Below are 15,269 nucleotides of genomic sequence, written 5' to 3' on the forward strand. Positions count from 1 at the left end.
GGCTTACTCGGGGAGGTAGACCTGCGAGCCGTGTTCGCGGAAAACATGCGCCATGTGCTGCTCGCCGAGGACGGCGTCGACGGTGGGCATGCCCAGGGATTCGATGGTGTCGCCGAACTCGTCCCGGATGTCCTGGGAGATCCGCATCGAGCAGAACTTCGGACCGCACATGGAGCAGAAATGCGCGGTCTTGGCCGGTTCGGCGGGCAGGGTCTCGTCGTGGTAGGCGCGCGCGGTGTCCGGGTCGAGGGAGAGCGCGAACTGGTCCTCCCAGCGGAACTCGAAGCGGGCCTTGCTCATCGCGTCATCCCAGTCCCGGGCGCCCGGATGCCCCTTCGCCACGTCGGCGGCGTGCGCGGCGATCTTGTAGGTGATCACGCCCGTCTTCACGTCGTCCTTGTTTGGCAGGCCGAGGTGCTCCTTCGGGGTGACGTAGCACAGCATCGCGGTGCCGCCCGCGGCGATGTTGGCCGCGCCGATCGCGGAGGTGATGTGGTCATACCCCGGAGCGATGTCGGTGACCAGGGGGCCAAGCGTGTAGAAGGGCGCCCCGCCGCACCACTCCGCTTCCTTGTCGTTGTTGATCTGGATCATGTCCAGCGGCACGTGGCCGGGGCCCTCGATCATCACTTGGACGTCGAAATCCCAGGCGCGGTGGCACAGCTCGCCGATGGTCTTCAGCTCGGCGAATTGGGCGGCGTCGTTGGCGTCGGCCACGGAGCCGGGGCGCAGGCCGTCACCGAGCGAGAAGGCGACGTCGTAGGCCGCGAAGATCTCGCAGAGCTCGTCGAAGTTCTCGTAGAGGAAGGACTCCTTGTGGTGGGCGAGGCACCAGCCGGCCATGATCGAGCCGCCGCGGGAGACGATGCCCGTGACGCGCCGGGTGGTCAGCGGCACGAACGGCAGGCGAACTCCGGCGTGGATGGTCATGTAGTCCACGCCCTGCTCGCACTGTTCGATGACGGTGTCGCGGAAGACTTCCCAGGTCAAATCCTCGGCAATGCCGCCGACCTTCTCCAGGGCCTGGTAGATGGGCACGGTGCCGATCGGGACGGGGGAGTTGCGGATGATCCACTCGCGGGTGGTGTGGATGTCGTTGCCGGTGGACAGATCCATCACGGTGTCGGCACCCCAGCGGGTTGCCCAGCGTAGCTTGTCCACCTCCTCGCGAATTGACGAGGTCACGGCGGAGTTGCCGATATTGGCGTTGATCTTGGTCAAAAACGCGTTGCCGATGATCATCGGCTCGCTCTCGGGGTGGTTGACGTTGTTCGGGATGATTGCGCGGCCTGCGGCGACTTGCGAGCGCACTTTCTCTACGTCGCAGTGCTCGCGCAGGGCGACGAACTCCATCTCGGGGCTGATTTCGCCGCGGCGGGCGTAGTGCATCTGGGTCACGCGCTTGCCGGGGTGGGCGCGCAACGGGTTTCGCCTGGCTCCCCGCCACTCCTCGGAGGCGGAGCCGCGCTTGGCGGCCCGTGTGCCGTCGTCAAGCAGGTTGCGTTGGCGCCCGGTGTACTCCTCGACGTCGCCGCGCTCGGCGATCCACGTGCTGCGCAGCGCCGGTAGTCCTTCCTCGGGCTGTGCCCATGGCCCGCGGGTGCGGTAGGTCCGGAAGGGCTCGTTTGGACCGCTTGGCGAGTCATCGAGTGAGATGGCGGTTTCGGGCACTTCCAGGCCGCCTGCGCGGATCGGCGCGTAGCTGTGCTTGGGGTGGATTTCTTGCGCGTACGAATCGGTCACGAAATGGCTCCTTACTTCCTTCGCTGGTGCTAACCAGGCAGGTTCGAACGGTGCCCGCGCGGCTGCTTCGGCGCGGTCTCAGCCCCTAACCAGTGGGGCGCCCGTGTGAGGTCGTGCGCACCAACCTAGTCGTGGTGGCGCGGAAATGCTATATTGCTGTTACAGAAGTTACGCAAGAGAAAGTGTCATCACATGGTCCGCCGCCTGCTCGCCCCTCTTTTCGCCCTTATCGTCGTCATGGCGGGGGCGCCGCTCGCCCACGCGCAGGAAGACCCGAATTACATCTGGCGCACCGATCCCGTGTCCAAGGTCCTGGCCGGAAAGCCCACGGCTGATCGCGTGCTGCACCGCGTGCCGGGGTCGTTTCACGATGCCGCCCCGATCGCCACGGAGGCGCGGGACGCGCAGGTCAACCGCGGCAAGGCCCTCTACGGTCCGGGCACTCCCGTCTACATCAATGGCTCAGCAATGTGCACCATCGCCGCGGCCGGCTACGACGCCGCCGGCCGCATGGTCGCCGTCACCGCCGGCCACTGTGGCTCGGAGGGCCAGTCAGTGATCTCTGCCGACGCGCTCGGCGTGGGTGAATCCGGCCGCATCGCCGCGGTCAACCGCGCACTGGACTACGCCGTCATTGAGCTCTACCCCAACGCCGAGGTCAGCCGCACCTACAACGGTGTGACGGTCAACCACCTCGGCGCCGCGCCGCGCGCGTTCGGCCAGGTGGTGTGCAAGTCCGGCTACGCCTCAGCGCAAACCTGCGGTGTGACCTGGATCGATGATGGGGTCACCAACCTCAACCAGGTGTGCGCGATGCAGGGCGACTCCGGCGCGCCCCTGCTCGCCGGCGACTCCCTGGTGGGCATCATCAACGGAGGCATCATCAACGCGCCCTGCTACTCGCCCTTGCAGGGCCCGATCTTCTCCCCGACATCCTCGGCGCGCTTCGACACGATCCTCGGCGCCATGAACAGCGGATCCGCGCCGGGCAGCGGGTTTAGGCTCCCGTAATCTCTTCCAGCACTGCTTCGTGGAGGGCCCCATTGGTCGCGACAGCGTCGCCGCCGTGCGGGCCCTTCTCGCCGCTTAACGACGTAAACGTGCCCCCGGCCTCAGAAACCAAAACGGCGAGCGCTGCGAGATCCCACAGCGACACCTCGGGCTCAAGCGCGATGTCGACCGCGCCCTCCGCGACGAAGCAGTAGCTCAGGAAATCGCCGTAGCCGCGCAGCCGCCAGGTCTTTTCGGTCAAAGCGATGAAGTTGTCGCGCAGGCCGCGCTCCTGCCAGCCTTCCAGAGAGGACATCGACACCGACGCGTCGGACAGGGCGGAGACCTTGGAGACGCTCAGGCGCTTGAGCGCGCCGGCACCGAAAGTGCGCCACGCGCCAGCACCTGCGGAGGCGTACCAACGGCGCGCCAGGGCAGGAGCGGAGATGACGCCGACGACCGGCTGGCCGTCGACAAGCAGGGCGATCAGCGTCGCCCACACCGGCACACCGCGCACGAAGTTCTTCGTGCCGTCGATCGGGTCAATGACCCACTGCCGACCCTCGAGGACCGCCTCGCCGCCGAACTCCTCGCCGAGGACGGCGTCGGCCGGACGCGCGGCCGAAAGCTCGGCGCGCAGCGCCTCCTCGACGGCCAGGTCGGCGTCGGAGACAGGGGTCATGTCGGGCTTGGACTCGACGTTTAGGTCGGCTGCTTCGAAGCGCTCGATGGTGATCCCATCCGCGAGATCCGCAAGTTTGAGTGCGAGGGCGAGGTCGTCAGCGTAGTTAGACATGCTCAGTGAGTTTACCCGCCACCTCGTCGACGATGAGCGGGTTGCCGGCCACGCACCACGTGGCGCCACCGGCCTCGACCTTGATCGCGCGCCCGCCGACTGCTTCGACGAGCGCCTTGCCGGGCAGCCAGTCCCAGTCCGCCACGGAGTGCTGCAGCCAGCCGCCGATGCCGCCGGACGCAACCGTGGCCAGATCGACGGAACCAGCGCCCCACATGCGGATTGTCGCGGCGTCCTTGACTGCGGAGGCCCAGACCTTGTGAATCGCCTCGTTACTCATCGAGCGCGGGTGCAAGTAGGTTGCCAGGGCGAGCTGATCGAGCCCGGCGTCCTCGAGCTGCGGCAGGCGCTCGCCGTTGCGCGTGGCAACCCCGCCGTCCGCGAGCCACGTCGTGGCAAACGCTGGTCGGTGCACCGCGCCGACGAGGATCTGCTCAGGTGCGCCGACCGCGCCGTCGACGAGCGCGAGCGCGGAGCAGAAGTAGTCGGAGCCGCGCGAGAAGTTGTAGGTCCCGTCGACCGGGTCGATTACCCAGGTGCGCCCGCTTGCCGACGCCCGACTCGCCCCCTCCTCGCCCACGACGCCATCATCCGGGCGCAACGCCTCGAGCGCGTCGGCGACGAACTGCTCGGCGGCGCGGTCGGCGTCAGTCACCACGTCGGAGACGGAGGTTTTCTGCTGCGTAGACAGGCCGTCGTCACGCATGCGCAGCGCGAGGTGGCCTGCGTGCTCGACGAGTGCGGCGGCAAGCGTGGCGTCGTCCGAATCGGCATGGGCGGAGATAAAGGCAGCAGTCATGGAGACCATTATTGCGCGTTAGCACACCAGCTTCAGCCCGGCGATGCCGCCGACGACCATGAGCAGGAACGTGATCTTCAAAGGCGTGATCGCCTCTTGGCCCGTTGCAAAGGAATAGATAACCGCGAGTGAGGCGCCGACGCCGACCCATACCGCGTAGCCGGTGCCGAGCGGGACGGTGCGCAGCGCCCAGGCCAGCCCCGCCATGGAAATCGCCAGGGCAACGAAGAAGACGACTGCGGGTACCGGGCGGGTCAGGCCCTGCGAGCGATCCAACGCGATCGCCCACACCGCCTCGAAGGCGCCAGAGAGAAGCAGAATGATCCACGCCATGGTGCGTACTTTCTGGCCGTCTTGTCGCGCTCCCGGGTACGGCTCCCTCGTCCGGGGCCCGCTCGAACGCGCAGGCTAGACTTACATGTTATGCAACCGGAGACCTCGACACGCATCCAGAACCTCGATTCGACGCTGACCACCATTGAAAAGGTGATCGACTTAGACGAGCTCGCTGCGCGCGCGAGGGAGCTCGAGCAGCAGGCCAACGACCCCTCGCTGTGGGACGACCCGGCGCACGCGCAGAAGGTGACCACGGAGTTGTCGAACGTGCAGGCGCGGTTGAAGAAGGTCGCGTCGCTGCGCGAGCGTATCGACGACCTTCCGGTGATGTACGAGCTCGCCGAAGAAGAGGGTGAGCCGGCGCTGGTTGACGACGAGCTGGCCGCGCTGGAGGAGTCGATCGGCTCACTTGAGGTGCAGACGATGCTCTCCGGCGAGTACGACGAGCGCGAGGCCGTGGTCAACATCCGTTCCGGCGCCGGCGGCGTCGACGCCGCGGACTGGGCGGAGATGCTGATGCGCATGTACACCCGCTGGGCGGAGAAGAACGGCCACAAGGTCGAGGTCTACGACATCTCCTACGCGGAGGAGGCCGGCATCAAGTCCGCCACCTTCGTGGTGCGCGGGGAGTACATGTACGGCCAGCTTTCGGTGGAGCAGGGCGCACACCGGTTGGTGCGTATCTCACCGTTCGACAACCAGGGCCGGCGGCAGACCTCGTTCGCCGAAGTCGAGGTGCTGCCCGTGGTTGAGCAGACGGACCACATCGACATCCCTGATTCCGACATCCGCGTCGACGTGTACCGCTCCTCCGGCCCCGGCGGGCAGTCGGTCAACACCACGGACTCGGCGGTGCGCATCACTCACCTGCCGACCGGAATCGTGGTCACGTGCCAGAACGAGAAGTCGCAGATCCAGAACAAGGCCTCCGCGCTGGGGGTGCTGCAATCGAAGCTGCTTGAGCGCAAGCGCCAGGAGGAAAAGGCCGAGATGGACGCCCTCGGCGCCGGGGGTAACGCGTCCTGGGGCAACCAGATGCGTTCCTATGTGCTGCACCCCTACCAAATGGTGAAGGATTTGCGGACAAACTACGAGGTAGGCGACCCGCAGAAGGTGCTCGACGGCGACATCGACGGCTTTTTGGAGTCCGGCATCAGGTGGAGGATGGCTGAAACCAAAGGGTAGGGTGTGACGGGTGATTACATTCACCAACGTCACCAAGGTCTACCCGACCTCGACGAGGCCCGCGCTTGACGACGTCTCCTTCACCATCGACAAAGGAGAATTCGTCTTCCTCATCGGCCCGTCCGGATCGGGAAAGTCAACGTTTTTGGAGCTGATGATCCGCGAGGAAAATGTCACTTCAGGCGACATCCGCTTCGACGATTTCCACGTCAACGCGCTCAAAGGCAAGGAGATCAACCGGCTGCGGCAGTCCATCGGCTACGTCTTCCAGGACTTCCGCCTGCTGCCCAAACTCAACGTCTACGACAACGTGGCGTTCGCCCTGCAGGTCACGGGCAAGCCGAAGGCGGAGATAGCCAAGCTGGTGCCCGACGCGCTCGGGCTCGTCGGCCTCGACGCGAAGGCGAACCGCTACCCCCACGAGCTCTCGGGCGGTGAGCAGCAGAGGGTGGCGATCGCGCGTGCGTTCGTCGACAAGCCCCCGCTCGTGCTTGCCGACGAGCCCACGGGCAACCTTGACCCGAGAACAGCAGACGAGATCATGGCGCTTCTCACGCGCATCAACCGGCTGGGGTCCACAGTGGTCATGTCCACGCACAACGCGCGCGCGGTCAACGACCTGCGCCAGCGCGTCCTCGAACTCAACCTGGGCAAGCTGGTCCGCGACGAAAAGCACGGCGTGTACGGCGTATCGGGATCGGAGGCGCGCTAATGAACTTCAGTTTTGTGCTGCGCGAAGCGATCCGCGGGCTCGGCCGCAACCTCACCATGACCGTGGCGCTGGTGATCACCACCGCGCTCTCGCTCATGCTCGTGGGCGCGGGCATCCTGATCTCGCAGGCCACCTCCGAGACCAAGGCCCTCTACCTCGACCGCGTCGAGGTGATGATCGAATTGGACGAGGAGATTTCCGCCAACGACACCGACTGTTCTTCGCCCGCTTGCCGCGAAGTGCGTGATCGCCTGCAGGAGAGCAACGGGGTGGAGCAGGTTACCTTCCGCTCGCGCCAGCAGTCCTACGACCGATTCGTCGAACTGTTCCAGGACACCGATCCTGATCTCGTGCGCGAAACCACGCCCGACGCGCTTCCCGCGGCGTTGCACGTACGACTGACCGATCCGGCGGACACCCGCCCGGTGCAGCAGGTCGCCGACATGCCGCAGGTGACCGTCATCACCGACCAGGCCGACACCGTCCGTGAGGCCGCGGGCACGATGGACACCTTCCGCAACGTCACCTTCGTCGTCGCGGCGGCGCAGGCGGTGGCGGCGCTGTTCCTGATCTCCAACATGGTGCAGCTCGCCGCATTCAACCGCCGCGAGCAGATCGGCATCATGCGCATGGTCGGCGCCTCGCGCTGGTTCACCCAGGCCCCGTTCGTCCTTGAGGCGGTGGTCTCCGTGCTGATCGGCGGGGTGATCGCCACCGTCGGCGCGTGGCTGGCAAAGCGCTTCCTCGTCGACCCGATGCTGGGCGATCTCTACGCCTCCCAGCTCATCGCGCGCGTGCCGGATTCCGCAGTCTGGGTAACCATGCCGCTTGTCACCCTCGCGGCGATGGTGCTCGGAGGTGTCGCAGCACAGGTGGCACTGCGTTCCTACGTGAGGAAGTAGGCGGGTAAACTTAACCCGACTATGGCGAAGAAGAAGAAAAAATCACCCTCCGGAAACGTCGTTGCGACGAACCGGAAAGCTCGCCACGACTACACCATCCTGGATACCTGGGAGACCGGCATCGTGCTTGTGGGCACGGAGATCAAATCGCTGCGCGACGGCAAGGCCAGCCTCGTCGAGGCCTTTGCCACCATCGACAACGGGGAAGTGTGGCTGCGCAACCTGCACATCCCCGAGTACTCGATGGGGTCGTGGACGAACCACTCGCCGCGACGCACCCGCAAGCTGCTCATGCACCGTAGCGAGATCGATTCGCTCGAGGGCAAGGTCCGCGACGGCAACCGCACGCTTGTGCCGTTGTCCATTTACCTGAAAGAGGGCAAGGCCAAGGTGGAACTCGGGCTGGCGCAAGGTAAGCAGGATTACGACAAGCGCCAGGCGATCAAGAAGCGCACCGAGGACCGAGAGATCGCGCGCGATCTGGGCAAGAAGTTCAAGGGGATCAAGGCGTGAAGAAGGCACTTATCACAGGGGCGTCCCGCGGCATCGGCCGCGCGATTGCCCAGGAGCTCTCCACCGACCACCACATCTACGTCGGTGCTTCCCGCGATGCTGCGGCGGTCGTCGATACGCTGCCCAGCGCCGAGCCTTTCGAGGTTGACCTGCGCGACCCGGCCGCCATTTCCGCTGCCTGCGCCCGCATCGGGGAGCTTGACGTGCTCGTCCACGCCGCCGGGATTTACCCGAAGGGGCCGTTCGATCAGCTTGACGACGCCCACTGGCGCGACGGCTTTGAGGTGAACTTTTTCGCCGCGGTCCAGCTCGTGCGCGAGCTTTTGCCCGCTTTACGACGCTCGCGTGGACTGATCATCACCATCAACTCCGGCGCCGGCTTCCACGGCGTCGACCAGGGCAGCGTGTACTGCTCGACAAAGTACGCGCTGAAAGGGTTCACCGACGTGCTGCGGCTGGAGGAGCAGGGGCGCGTGGGCGTGACCTCCCTGCACCCCGGGCCAACTGACACGGACATGATTGCCGCCGATGACCGGGTAAAGATGGACCCGGTAGACGTTGCACGCGCGGCCCGTCTGGCCGTGGACTTGAGCCCGGAGACGGTGATCGACTTCCTGCGTGTGACCCCCTTGCGCAAATCCTGAGTGAGGCGTACGGTTAACCCTCCTACGGTTCCCGTAGTTAATGGGGTTGATTTTTGGTTTCGACTTCATTGACCAAGCCAGGGGAAGCGTGCCGGTGCAGGCTGGAGACCACCGTGAGCGTCGCAGCAAACAATAAACGCAGAGAAGACCTCTCAGCGTGACTACGCCCTCGCTGCCTAAGAGCTAGCGACTAGCGTGTCTGTCAGGCCGGGCCCGTTCCCAGCCCGGTACCTGGCATCGACTTAGGGAACTTGCCCAAGGGCCGTGCCAGTGCGGCCCGCGGGGACTTTTCACACTGGCTGGGCCCGTCAACCGGACATGTTCGCCTGATCCGGTGGGTCGAGCAGAGACGATGCGCGAACTGCGCACGGAGAAGCCCTGGCGAGGTGATGAAGGACCCGGGTTCGATTCCCGGCAGCTCCACTAACCGCAAACCCCCTGGTCGTCACTGACCGGGGGGTTTCTTCTATTTATGCTGGTAGGCACCGTGTTACCCTAATGCCACAAGGTGACACAACAGGACACCAACCGACACGGTTAAGGGAAAGTTAGGGGAACAGGAAATGGCACAACGACGCGCCCGCAGAGCCTTCGGCAAAGTCGCCCAGAAAGGCAAACGGTTCTATGTTGAGTACACCGGCCCCGACGGCAAACGGCACACTCCCGGTAAGTCATTCCCCACACGCACAGACGCCGACGGGTGGCTCGCCGCACAAAAGCGGTCAATCGACTTGGACACCTGGCAACCACCCGCACAGCGCGCAGCCCAGGCCGAGACAACCGCCCTCACCGTCGGCCAATGGCTCGACCAATTCCAACAGCATCTAGAAACCCGCAACAACCCGCTAAAGCCGTCCACCGCGCAGAACTATCGCCGCGTCACACGCGTAAGGATCACCGCCCCGATCAGCCCCGGCGACACAGACCCCGACATAACCCGCCTGGCTGACATACGGTTGGTAGACCTCACCAAAACCGACGTTTACAAGTGGCACGACGCAGCACAACGCAACTACCCCGAAGGCCGCACAATCACGCACCAGGCCTACAAGCGACTCAAAGCCGCCCTCGCCGAAGCCGTCCGCCGCGAACTCATACCCACCAACCCAGCCGAAATCCCCGAAGCCGCGAAGCGTCCACGCACAGGCGAAAAGTATCTACCCAGCGACCAGGAAATAGCGGCGATCATCACCGCAATGCCAGACCGATACAGGCTCCTCGCCGTCCTCACCCTTCACCACGGGTTACGTCTCGGCGAAGCCTTGGCCCTGGAAACCAAACACGTCACCGTCGAACCAACACCCGCACCACTCATGCCCCGCGTCACCGTCACCGTCGAACAGAACGCGCAAAGAATCGCCGCGAACGGCAACGAACGCACCCACATGGTGATCCAACCGCCCAAGACCCGCGCCGGGCACCGCACAATCCAAATCATGCCCACCGACGTGCCCCACGTCCTCAACCACCTCGCCAACCACCTGCACCACACCGCAACCACCGTCAACGTCTACGGCGGCGACAACGCCCCACGCAAAGAACGCGGAAAGGTGGTTGAGAAGCGCAAGCACCTACTCACCACAACCCGCACGGGTGAGATCATGCTTGATACCTCCTACCGCTCGATACTCACTCGCGCAGAAGAACGGGCCGGAGTCACAACCGAAATCGACCCGCACTGCGGCCGCAACTGGCTAATCACAAGGCTCGCCGAGCAGGGTGCGCACCTACGCGAAATCGGCGCACTACTAGGGCAAACAGACGTCGAAACGATCCTCAACGTCTATATGAAGGCCCGACCCGAGCGCACCCAAAACCTCATGGCTTTAGTCAACGACTCACTAGAGTGATACACGCCACACCACATGGTGTTGTAAACGGACATTTAAGGCTATACACTGTCACTCGTGGACGAACTGTGTCCACAGACAGCAAGGCCCGAACTGCTAAAACAAGCAGGTCACGGGCCTTTTTTCATGCCCCAAATAAGACGGGCGCGGGCTAACCAAGACCCCGCAAAAAAACAGCGAAGCCCACAGCGGCACAGATCGCAAAGGAACAACACATTGGCAACCACCAAAACCCTGCCGACGTACCGCACCATCAAACAGGAAGCAGAACGCGTAGGGCTATCGGAGCGCACGCTCCGGCGCTACATTGCCGAGGGCAAACTACGAGCCTACAAGGCAGGCAAAACCCTGCGTATCCGCCCAGAGGATACCGACGCCGTATTCACCGCAACCACCAACTGGGAGTAAGGAACGCAATGCAGGCCATAAAAGAATCCCCGGCAAGCCACACACTCGCCGGGGACAAAGCAACTAACCAACTCAACACAGAATCAATTGCTACAAGCGAGGATACCACGCGGCTCTACCTCCAAACGGCAACAGCGACGCTGATGAGTGCGCTAACCGCAACGCCCGCTAACGGCGTCCTCGACGTGGCAGAGGGGCTACAGCCCGGCGACTGGCCCACGGCAGCACACCAAGCAATCTGGCGAGCCGTCGTCACCCACTGCCGCGACCTCGCGGAAGCAGGCCACCCTGAAACCGTACCCAGCGTTGAAATCGTCTCCGCAACCCTGCAACGTAGCGGCCACCTCAACGACCAGAACACAAGAGCGCTCCTGCTTGACGCGGTAGGAACTGTGAGGGGGGGACGTGCGCTTCCAGCCGATGCAACCGCGCAACTAGCCGCGATCCTGCGACGGCACCGCCTACGGCAAGTACTTGCGGATACTGCACAAGCGCTACAGGCCGCAGCGAACGGTAGCGACGCCGATGTTCAACGCGCCATGAACTACGTCCAACACCTACCCCGCTATATCCAACGCGCCGGGGTGAACGTCGAATGAACCAGAACCCAACAACCACGAACCCGTTACCAGCCGGTAGCGGGTTTAACTTTGCCCACCTCCGGGCACAGCAGATCGCCGCGGCAATCGCCAAGCGGGCAGAAGCCCGGCGCGAGGTGAAACCCCTCGACTGGCGCGTCACCCGCGAAGAACTCCGCCGCCGCCGCGACGCCGAACTAAGGCTCCCGCCCATGTCCGATTCTTCATAGCCCTACCTGGGGTAACCGGACGCTATGGACAAGCCGGACAAACCGGACGAATCCAATCGCCGCAAACATGAAAGGCAACCGCAATGCATGAACTCACGAACATAATCGACGCCCTCGACCCAACCGACGGCGAAGGCGTCCTCAACATCGTCGAACAATGGCTCGGAACCTATGTGAAAACCGCCCACCACGACGATCTAGCAACCCTCACCCTATGGTGCGTCGCAACCCATCTAGCCAACGAAACGTGGACAAGCCCGCGCCTGCTCCTGGACTCACCAAGCCCAGGCAGCGGCAAAACAACCACCCTCGACCACCTCCAACGCCTATGCTTTCGCAGCGTCCAAGCAGCCAGCCTAAGCAGCCCCTCGCTACTTGCCCGACTGCTAGAGCGCGAACCGCGAACGATCCTCGTAGACGAGGTTGACCGCACCCTCGACCCTAAGGCCGAAGGCTCCCGCGAACTTCTCGCAATCCTCAACAGCGGATACCGCAAAGGCGCGTCGCGCCCCGTCCTCGTGCAGAAGAAAGACGAATCAGGGGTCACGGAATGGCAACCCGTCGAAATGTCCACCTACGGCCCCGTCGCGCTCGCAGGCAATAGCCCCAACCTCCCCGACGACACCCGCAGCCGGTGTATCACCGTCCTACTGCTTCCCGACCTCGAAGGCACCGTCGAGGACTCCGACTGGCAGCACATCGAGGACGACGCCCACGCCCTCCACGACGCTATTGAAGCGTGGACAGAAAGCGTCAAGGACACGGTAAAAGACGACCGGATCGACTACACGACCGAAACCTACATCGACCCGACAACGGGCGAACACCGCACGCTCGAAGCCCTCCGTGGCCGCAACCGCGAACGCTACGCGCCACTGCTCAAGGTCGCCCGCGCCGCCGGGGGAGAGTGGCCCAACCGAGCGAAGCGGTTGATCCTCAACGACCTCGACCAGCAAGCCGACGACCGCGAAGCAGGACTCAACCGTGTGCCCCGCCACGTCCAACTGTTGCGCGACATTGCCGAAGCGTGGCCCACTGAACCCGACGGACAGCCCCAACCGCACGTCCCGACAACCGACCTTCTGCGCCTACTGGGCTTTCACAACCGTGACTACTGGGGAACCAGCGCCGAGCGCGGCCCCCTCAAACCCCAAGGGCTGGGCAGAATGCTGTCCTCGAAATACTCGATCCGATCCAGCCGAGTCAGCACCGGCGACCGAGAACGCGGCTACTACTACAGCGACTTCACGCAGGCCTTCAACGCCTTCGCAATCAACCGGCCCGGCGCGAATCCGTCCAGTTAGACCACTTCGTCCATAGCGTCCGGTTACCCCAGGTACCCCCCTAGACCAGACAGCCAAACCGGACAGCCCACCCACACACAAGAAAGGCAACACCCAATGTCTGAACGAACCGTCAAATGCCTATGGAGACTCGCCAACGATCCGGCCAAATACATGAATCTCCCCGTCCGCGTCGACCGGACACGCAGCGGAACATCGTATGTCGGAATCCGCGTCGGCGGCACTGGCAACTACCTATCGCTGCGAGCCGACGAAGCACGCAAACTAGCCGACCACCTACACGACCGCGCCGACCAAGTCGACGAACTCAACCGCAAAGGAAACCGATAACCCATGCCAGCTCCCAAACAAATCACCGACGAACAACGCCAACAGATCGTCGCCTACCGCAGACTCGGGTGGACGTTGCGAGAGGTCAGCCACGAAGTAGGCGTATCCCTCGCAAGTATCAGCCGTATCCTCCGCGCCGAAGGAATCCACAGCGACCCTACCCAAACTCTGGAAGCGTCCCGCGCACGCTGGGAAGCCGCGCAAGCCGCCGGTTACAGCCTGCTCGCAGACCTGCTCGATGACATTGAAAACCTACGGGCGAGGTGCTACGAGCCGTACAGGCAGTGGGTCGGAACACCGGACGGGCCCGTACAGGTTGAACTACCGGAGCCACCCCTAAGCGAAGTCGCCAAACTCATGGAACAAGCACGACGAATCGCCCTCGACGTCAACCGGCTGCAGAAAGAGCTAGACGAAGGAGCCGACCTCGACAAGACCAGGGGCGTCCTTGGCGACCTATTCGAGGGCTTCAAAATGGTTGCGGCAATGGCCGAACCAATCAACGAAGAAGGAACCTACGACAGCGACTATGACGTCGCGACCGATCCCGACCAGACAGCACCCTAGGCGCAAAGAAGGGGGCCACGGTGCCGCACAGCACCGCAGCCCCCGCGCGCCGGGCCACCTAGCGGAACGCGAATGCCCCACCAGATAGATCGAGGGGCACGTCCGGCACGTCACCCGCACCGTCGTCGCCCAGGCCGTCCACGCCACCGTCCCAGCGGTAATGAGAGCCGACACGGTAGCGGTCGGCCAGGCGTGCGAACACTCCCAGCCCGAGACGACCAGCCGCTAGGCGCGCGAACGAGCCCGCAGACCCCGGCGCGACCGCCACGTCAAGACCGTTTACGAGGTCAACAGCGAGATCAAGCGCACGAACACCAGCCGCCGCCACACCAGTCTGCGCAGCCGCCATGTCGCGCAGAGAAGCTACCAATGCAACCCAATCCGCAAACGCAAACCCGTCAGGCAACCTGCCAGGCTCGACTTCCAGCGGGGTGAACGACCCGTCCGAAATCTCCTCCGGCACCGGCAAACGCGGGTACGCGCCCTCACGCCCGAAACGGTAACCGTCCAAGGCAGGACCAAACGGCACCTGCAAGTTAGCCGCCATCTCGGACGCGGACACCCAACGAGCGTCCCTATCGGTCAGGTGCCACAGGTCAGCCCCCAAAGCGTCCAAGTCGTAGTGCTGGCCGTACACACCGCGACGAGCGCAGAACTGGCGCACGCTATCGCGGTAGTTCCGATCATCGGGCGAAGTGAAACGGGTGATATTCATGCGTGGGGGACTCCTTTAGTCATTGAGTAAATCGGCGTATGCAGGCAAGCCTTCCGCACCGTCACGGTCGAGAGAGCGGGCGCGCACCTGCTCGGCAATCAAGTCGGTTAGCACGACCCAACGCCCGCCAATGCGCACCGACGGTAGGGAACCTTCGCGGCACAGCCGTCGAATCGTAACTACGTGCAAACCAACGCCCGCCGCAAAATCCTCAACCGAAACCACATTCCCAAGCCCCTGAACAGGCATAACGCACCTCTCAAACGTAACAGTGACGAAAAAACTTACAACCCACACCCTATCGAACAAACAACCAAAAAGAAACACCACACAACAAAACAACACAACACGAAAACCCAACCAGGCCAGGCATAAATGAGACGTTCCACCCCACCCCACGCGCGCACGCGCACGAGCACCACAGCAACCAACACACCACCGACACAACCGCGCCGGGAACCATGCCCACGGATCAACCCGGAGCGCACCCACCGGCACGAAACGGGGAGGGAGAAACGGCACGGGAAACAAGAGGAAGAACGACCGTTAGGAGAAAGTTAAGGGAATAGGGAAAGAGCCCCCGGCGCGGATAGCGCGTTTACCTGCCCAAAGGGGGTAACGGGGGTGAGTCCCCGGCAGCTCCACCGGTAGCAAACCCCCTGATCGG

17 protein-coding genes, 1 other RNA gene and 2 riboswitches are annotated in these 15,269 nt (G+C 63.8%); of the genes, 12 read left to right on the plus strand and 6 right to left on the minus strand.

What is annotated here, in order from left to right; translation table 11 throughout:
- Nucleotides 1-3: 3 nt before the first annotated feature.
- Complete coding sequence (gene thiC, locus HMPREF0298_RS10585) at nt 4-1,743, minus strand: phosphomethylpyrimidine synthase ThiC (protein ID WP_006841184.1); 1,740 nt, start codon at nt 1,741-1,743, stop codon at nt 4-6.
- Nucleotides 1,742-1,858: riboswitch (TPP riboswitch) on the minus strand. It overlaps the preceding gene by 2 nt.
- A 77-nt stretch (nt 1,859-1,935) precedes the next feature.
- Between thiC and HMPREF0298_RS10590 the strand changes: the two genes are divergently transcribed.
- Nucleotides 1,936-2,754, plus strand: coding sequence for a S1 family peptidase (locus HMPREF0298_RS10590; RefSeq protein ID WP_006841185.1), 819 nt, complete (start codon nt 1,936-1,938; stop codon nt 2,752-2,754).
- Here HMPREF0298_RS10590 and hisN read toward each other — a convergent pair.
- Genes hisN through HMPREF0298_RS10605 form a run of 3 tightly spaced genes read right to left on the minus strand, consistent with a single transcriptional unit; the run spans nt 2,741 to nt 4,661 of the window.
- Nucleotides 2,741-3,529, minus strand: a complete 789-nt coding sequence (hisN, locus tag HMPREF0298_RS10595) for a histidinol-phosphatase (RefSeq protein ID WP_006841186.1) — start codon at nt 3,527-3,529, stop codon at nt 2,741-2,743. The genes HMPREF0298_RS10590 and hisN overlap by 14 nt on opposite strands.
- A complete protein-coding gene (locus HMPREF0298_RS10600) occupies nt 3,522-4,337 on the minus strand; it encodes an inositol monophosphatase family protein (RefSeq protein WP_006841187.1) in 816 nt (271 codons plus the stop codon). Before HMPREF0298_RS10600 ends, hisN begins: the two co-directional genes overlap by 8 nt.
- A 9-nt stretch (nt 4,338-4,346) precedes the next feature.
- On the minus strand, nt 4,347-4,661 hold the full coding sequence (locus tag HMPREF0298_RS10605) for a DMT family transporter (RefSeq protein ID WP_006841188.1): 315 nt from the start codon (nt 4,659-4,661) through the stop codon (nt 4,347-4,349).
- Nucleotides 4,662-4,672: 11 nt separating this feature from the next.
- Nucleotides 4,673-4,741, minus strand: a riboswitch (guanidine-III (ykkC-III) riboswitch).
- A 10-nt stretch (nt 4,742-4,751) separates the two neighbouring features.
- On the opposite strand from HMPREF0298_RS10605, the gene prfB reads away from it, so the two are divergent.
- The 11 genes from prfB (at nt 4,752) to HMPREF0298_RS10655 (ending at nt 13,887) form a co-directional block, all read left to right on the plus strand.
- Nucleotides 4,752-5,849: a peptide chain release factor 2 gene (gene prfB / locus HMPREF0298_RS10610; RefSeq protein WP_006841189.1), complete on the plus strand. Its 1,098-nt coding sequence runs from the start codon at nt 4,752-4,754 to the stop codon at nt 5,847-5,849.
- Nucleotides 5,850-5,859: 10 nt separating this feature from the next.
- Nucleotides 5,860-6,561, plus strand: a complete 702-nt coding sequence (gene ftsE, locus HMPREF0298_RS10615; protein WP_006841190.1) for a cell division ATP-binding protein FtsE — start codon at nt 5,860-5,862, stop codon at nt 6,559-6,561.
- Nucleotides 6,561-7,463 (plus strand): permease-like cell division protein FtsX, encoded by a 903-nt coding sequence (ftsX, locus tag HMPREF0298_RS10620; RefSeq protein ID WP_006841191.1) that lies wholly within the window; start codon nt 6,561-6,563, stop codon nt 7,461-7,463. Before ftsE ends, ftsX begins: the two co-directional genes overlap by 1 nt.
- Nucleotides 7,464-7,484: 21 nt before the next feature.
- A complete protein-coding gene (smpB, locus tag HMPREF0298_RS10625; protein ID WP_006841192.1) occupies nt 7,485-7,976 on the plus strand; it encodes an SsrA-binding protein SmpB in 492 nt (163 codons plus the stop codon).
- Nucleotides 7,973-8,620 carry an SDR family NAD(P)-dependent oxidoreductase gene (locus HMPREF0298_RS10630; protein ID WP_006841193.1) on the plus strand — a complete coding sequence of 216 codons (648 nt, stop codon included), beginning with the start codon at nt 7,973-7,975 and terminating at the stop codon, nt 8,618-8,620. Before smpB ends, HMPREF0298_RS10630 begins: the two co-directional genes overlap by 4 nt.
- A gap of 42 nt (nt 8,621-8,662) precedes the next feature.
- Nucleotides 8,663-9,046, plus strand: a transfer-messenger RNA (tmRNA) gene (ssrA, locus tag HMPREF0298_RS11940).
- Between the two features lie 137 nt (nt 9,047-9,183).
- A complete protein-coding gene (locus HMPREF0298_RS10635) occupies nt 9,184-10,470 on the plus strand; it encodes a site-specific integrase (protein WP_006841194.1) in 1,287 nt (428 codons plus the stop codon).
- A gap of 216 nt (nt 10,471-10,686) precedes the next feature.
- Nucleotides 10,687-10,878, plus strand: a complete 192-nt coding sequence (locus HMPREF0298_RS10640; protein WP_006841195.1) for a helix-turn-helix domain-containing protein — start codon at nt 10,687-10,689, stop codon at nt 10,876-10,878.
- Nucleotides 10,879-11,769: 891 nt separating this feature from the next.
- Nucleotides 11,770-12,990, plus strand: a complete 1,221-nt coding sequence (locus tag HMPREF0298_RS10650) for a DUF3631 domain-containing protein (protein ID WP_006841198.1) — start codon at nt 11,770-11,772, stop codon at nt 12,988-12,990.
- Nucleotides 12,991-13,143: 153 nt separating this feature from the next.
- A complete protein-coding gene (locus HMPREF0298_RS12320; RefSeq protein WP_006841199.1) occupies nt 13,144-13,320 on the plus strand; it encodes a hypothetical protein in 177 nt (58 codons plus the stop codon).
- 3 nt (nt 13,321-13,323) lie between these two features.
- A complete protein-coding gene (locus tag HMPREF0298_RS10655; protein WP_006841200.1) occupies nt 13,324-13,887 on the plus strand; it encodes a COG3415 family protein in 564 nt (187 codons plus the stop codon).
- Nucleotides 13,888-13,945: 58 nt separating this feature from the next.
- Here HMPREF0298_RS10655 and HMPREF0298_RS10660 read toward each other — a convergent pair whose 3' ends face one another.
- Both HMPREF0298_RS10660 and HMPREF0298_RS11945 read right to left on the minus strand, forming a co-directional pair.
- Entirely contained in the window at nt 13,946-14,602 is a 657-nt protein-coding gene (locus tag HMPREF0298_RS10660) for a hypothetical protein (RefSeq protein WP_006841201.1), read from the minus strand.
- Between the two features lie 15 nt (nt 14,603-14,617).
- Entirely contained in the window at nt 14,618-14,851 is a 234-nt protein-coding gene (locus HMPREF0298_RS11945) for a helix-turn-helix domain-containing protein (RefSeq protein WP_083789572.1), read from the minus strand.
- Nucleotides 14,852-15,269 lie beyond the last annotated feature (418 nt).

It is taken from the genome of Corynebacterium lipophiloflavum DSM 44291, assembly GCF_000159635.1.
In the GTDB taxonomy this organism is placed as follows: domain Bacteria; phylum Actinomycetota; class Actinomycetes; order Mycobacteriales; family Mycobacteriaceae; genus Corynebacterium; species Corynebacterium lipophiloflavum.

Bases quoted from the DNA above. Each gene is read 5' to 3' on its own strand.
- HMPREF0298_RS10590 (WP_006841185.1), top strand. From the start codon at position 1,936: ATGGTCCGCCGCCTGCTCGCCCCTCTTTTCGCCCTTATCGTCGTCATG.
- hisN (WP_006841186.1), bottom strand. From the start codon at position 3,529: ATGTCTAACTACGCTGACGACCTCGCCCTCGCACTCAAACTTGCGGAT.
- HMPREF0298_RS10600 (WP_006841187.1), bottom strand. From the start codon at position 4,337: ATGGTCTCCATGACTGCTGCCTTTATCTCCGCCCATGCCGATTCGGAC.
- HMPREF0298_RS10605 (WP_006841188.1), bottom strand. From the start codon at position 4,661: ATGGCGTGGATCATTCTGCTTCTCTCTGGCGCCTTCGAGGCGGTGTGG.
- prfB (WP_006841189.1), top strand. From the start codon at position 4,752: ATGCAACCGGAGACCTCGACACGCATCCAGAACCTCGATTCGACGCTG.
- ftsX (WP_006841191.1), top strand. From the start codon at position 6,561: ATGAACTTCAGTTTTGTGCTGCGCGAAGCGATCCGCGGGCTCGGCCGC.
- smpB (WP_006841192.1), top strand. From the start codon at position 7,485: ATGGCGAAGAAGAAGAAAAAATCACCCTCCGGAAACGTCGTTGCGACG.
- HMPREF0298_RS10635 (WP_006841194.1), top strand. From the start codon at position 9,184: ATGGCACAACGACGCGCCCGCAGAGCCTTCGGCAAAGTCGCCCAGAAA.
- HMPREF0298_RS10650 (WP_006841198.1), top strand. From the start codon at position 11,770: ATGCATGAACTCACGAACATAATCGACGCCCTCGACCCAACCGACGGC.
- HMPREF0298_RS12320 (WP_006841199.1), top strand. From the start codon at position 13,144: ATGAATCTCCCCGTCCGCGTCGACCGGACACGCAGCGGAACATCGTAT.
- HMPREF0298_RS10655 (WP_006841200.1), top strand. From the start codon at position 13,324: ATGCCAGCTCCCAAACAAATCACCGACGAACAACGCCAACAGATCGTC.
- HMPREF0298_RS10660 (WP_006841201.1), bottom strand. From the start codon at position 14,602: ATGAATATCACCCGTTTCACTTCGCCCGATGATCGGAACTACCGCGAT.
- HMPREF0298_RS11945 (WP_083789572.1), bottom strand. From the start codon at position 14,851: ATGCCTGTTCAGGGGCTTGGGAATGTGGTTTCGGTTGAGGATTTTGCG.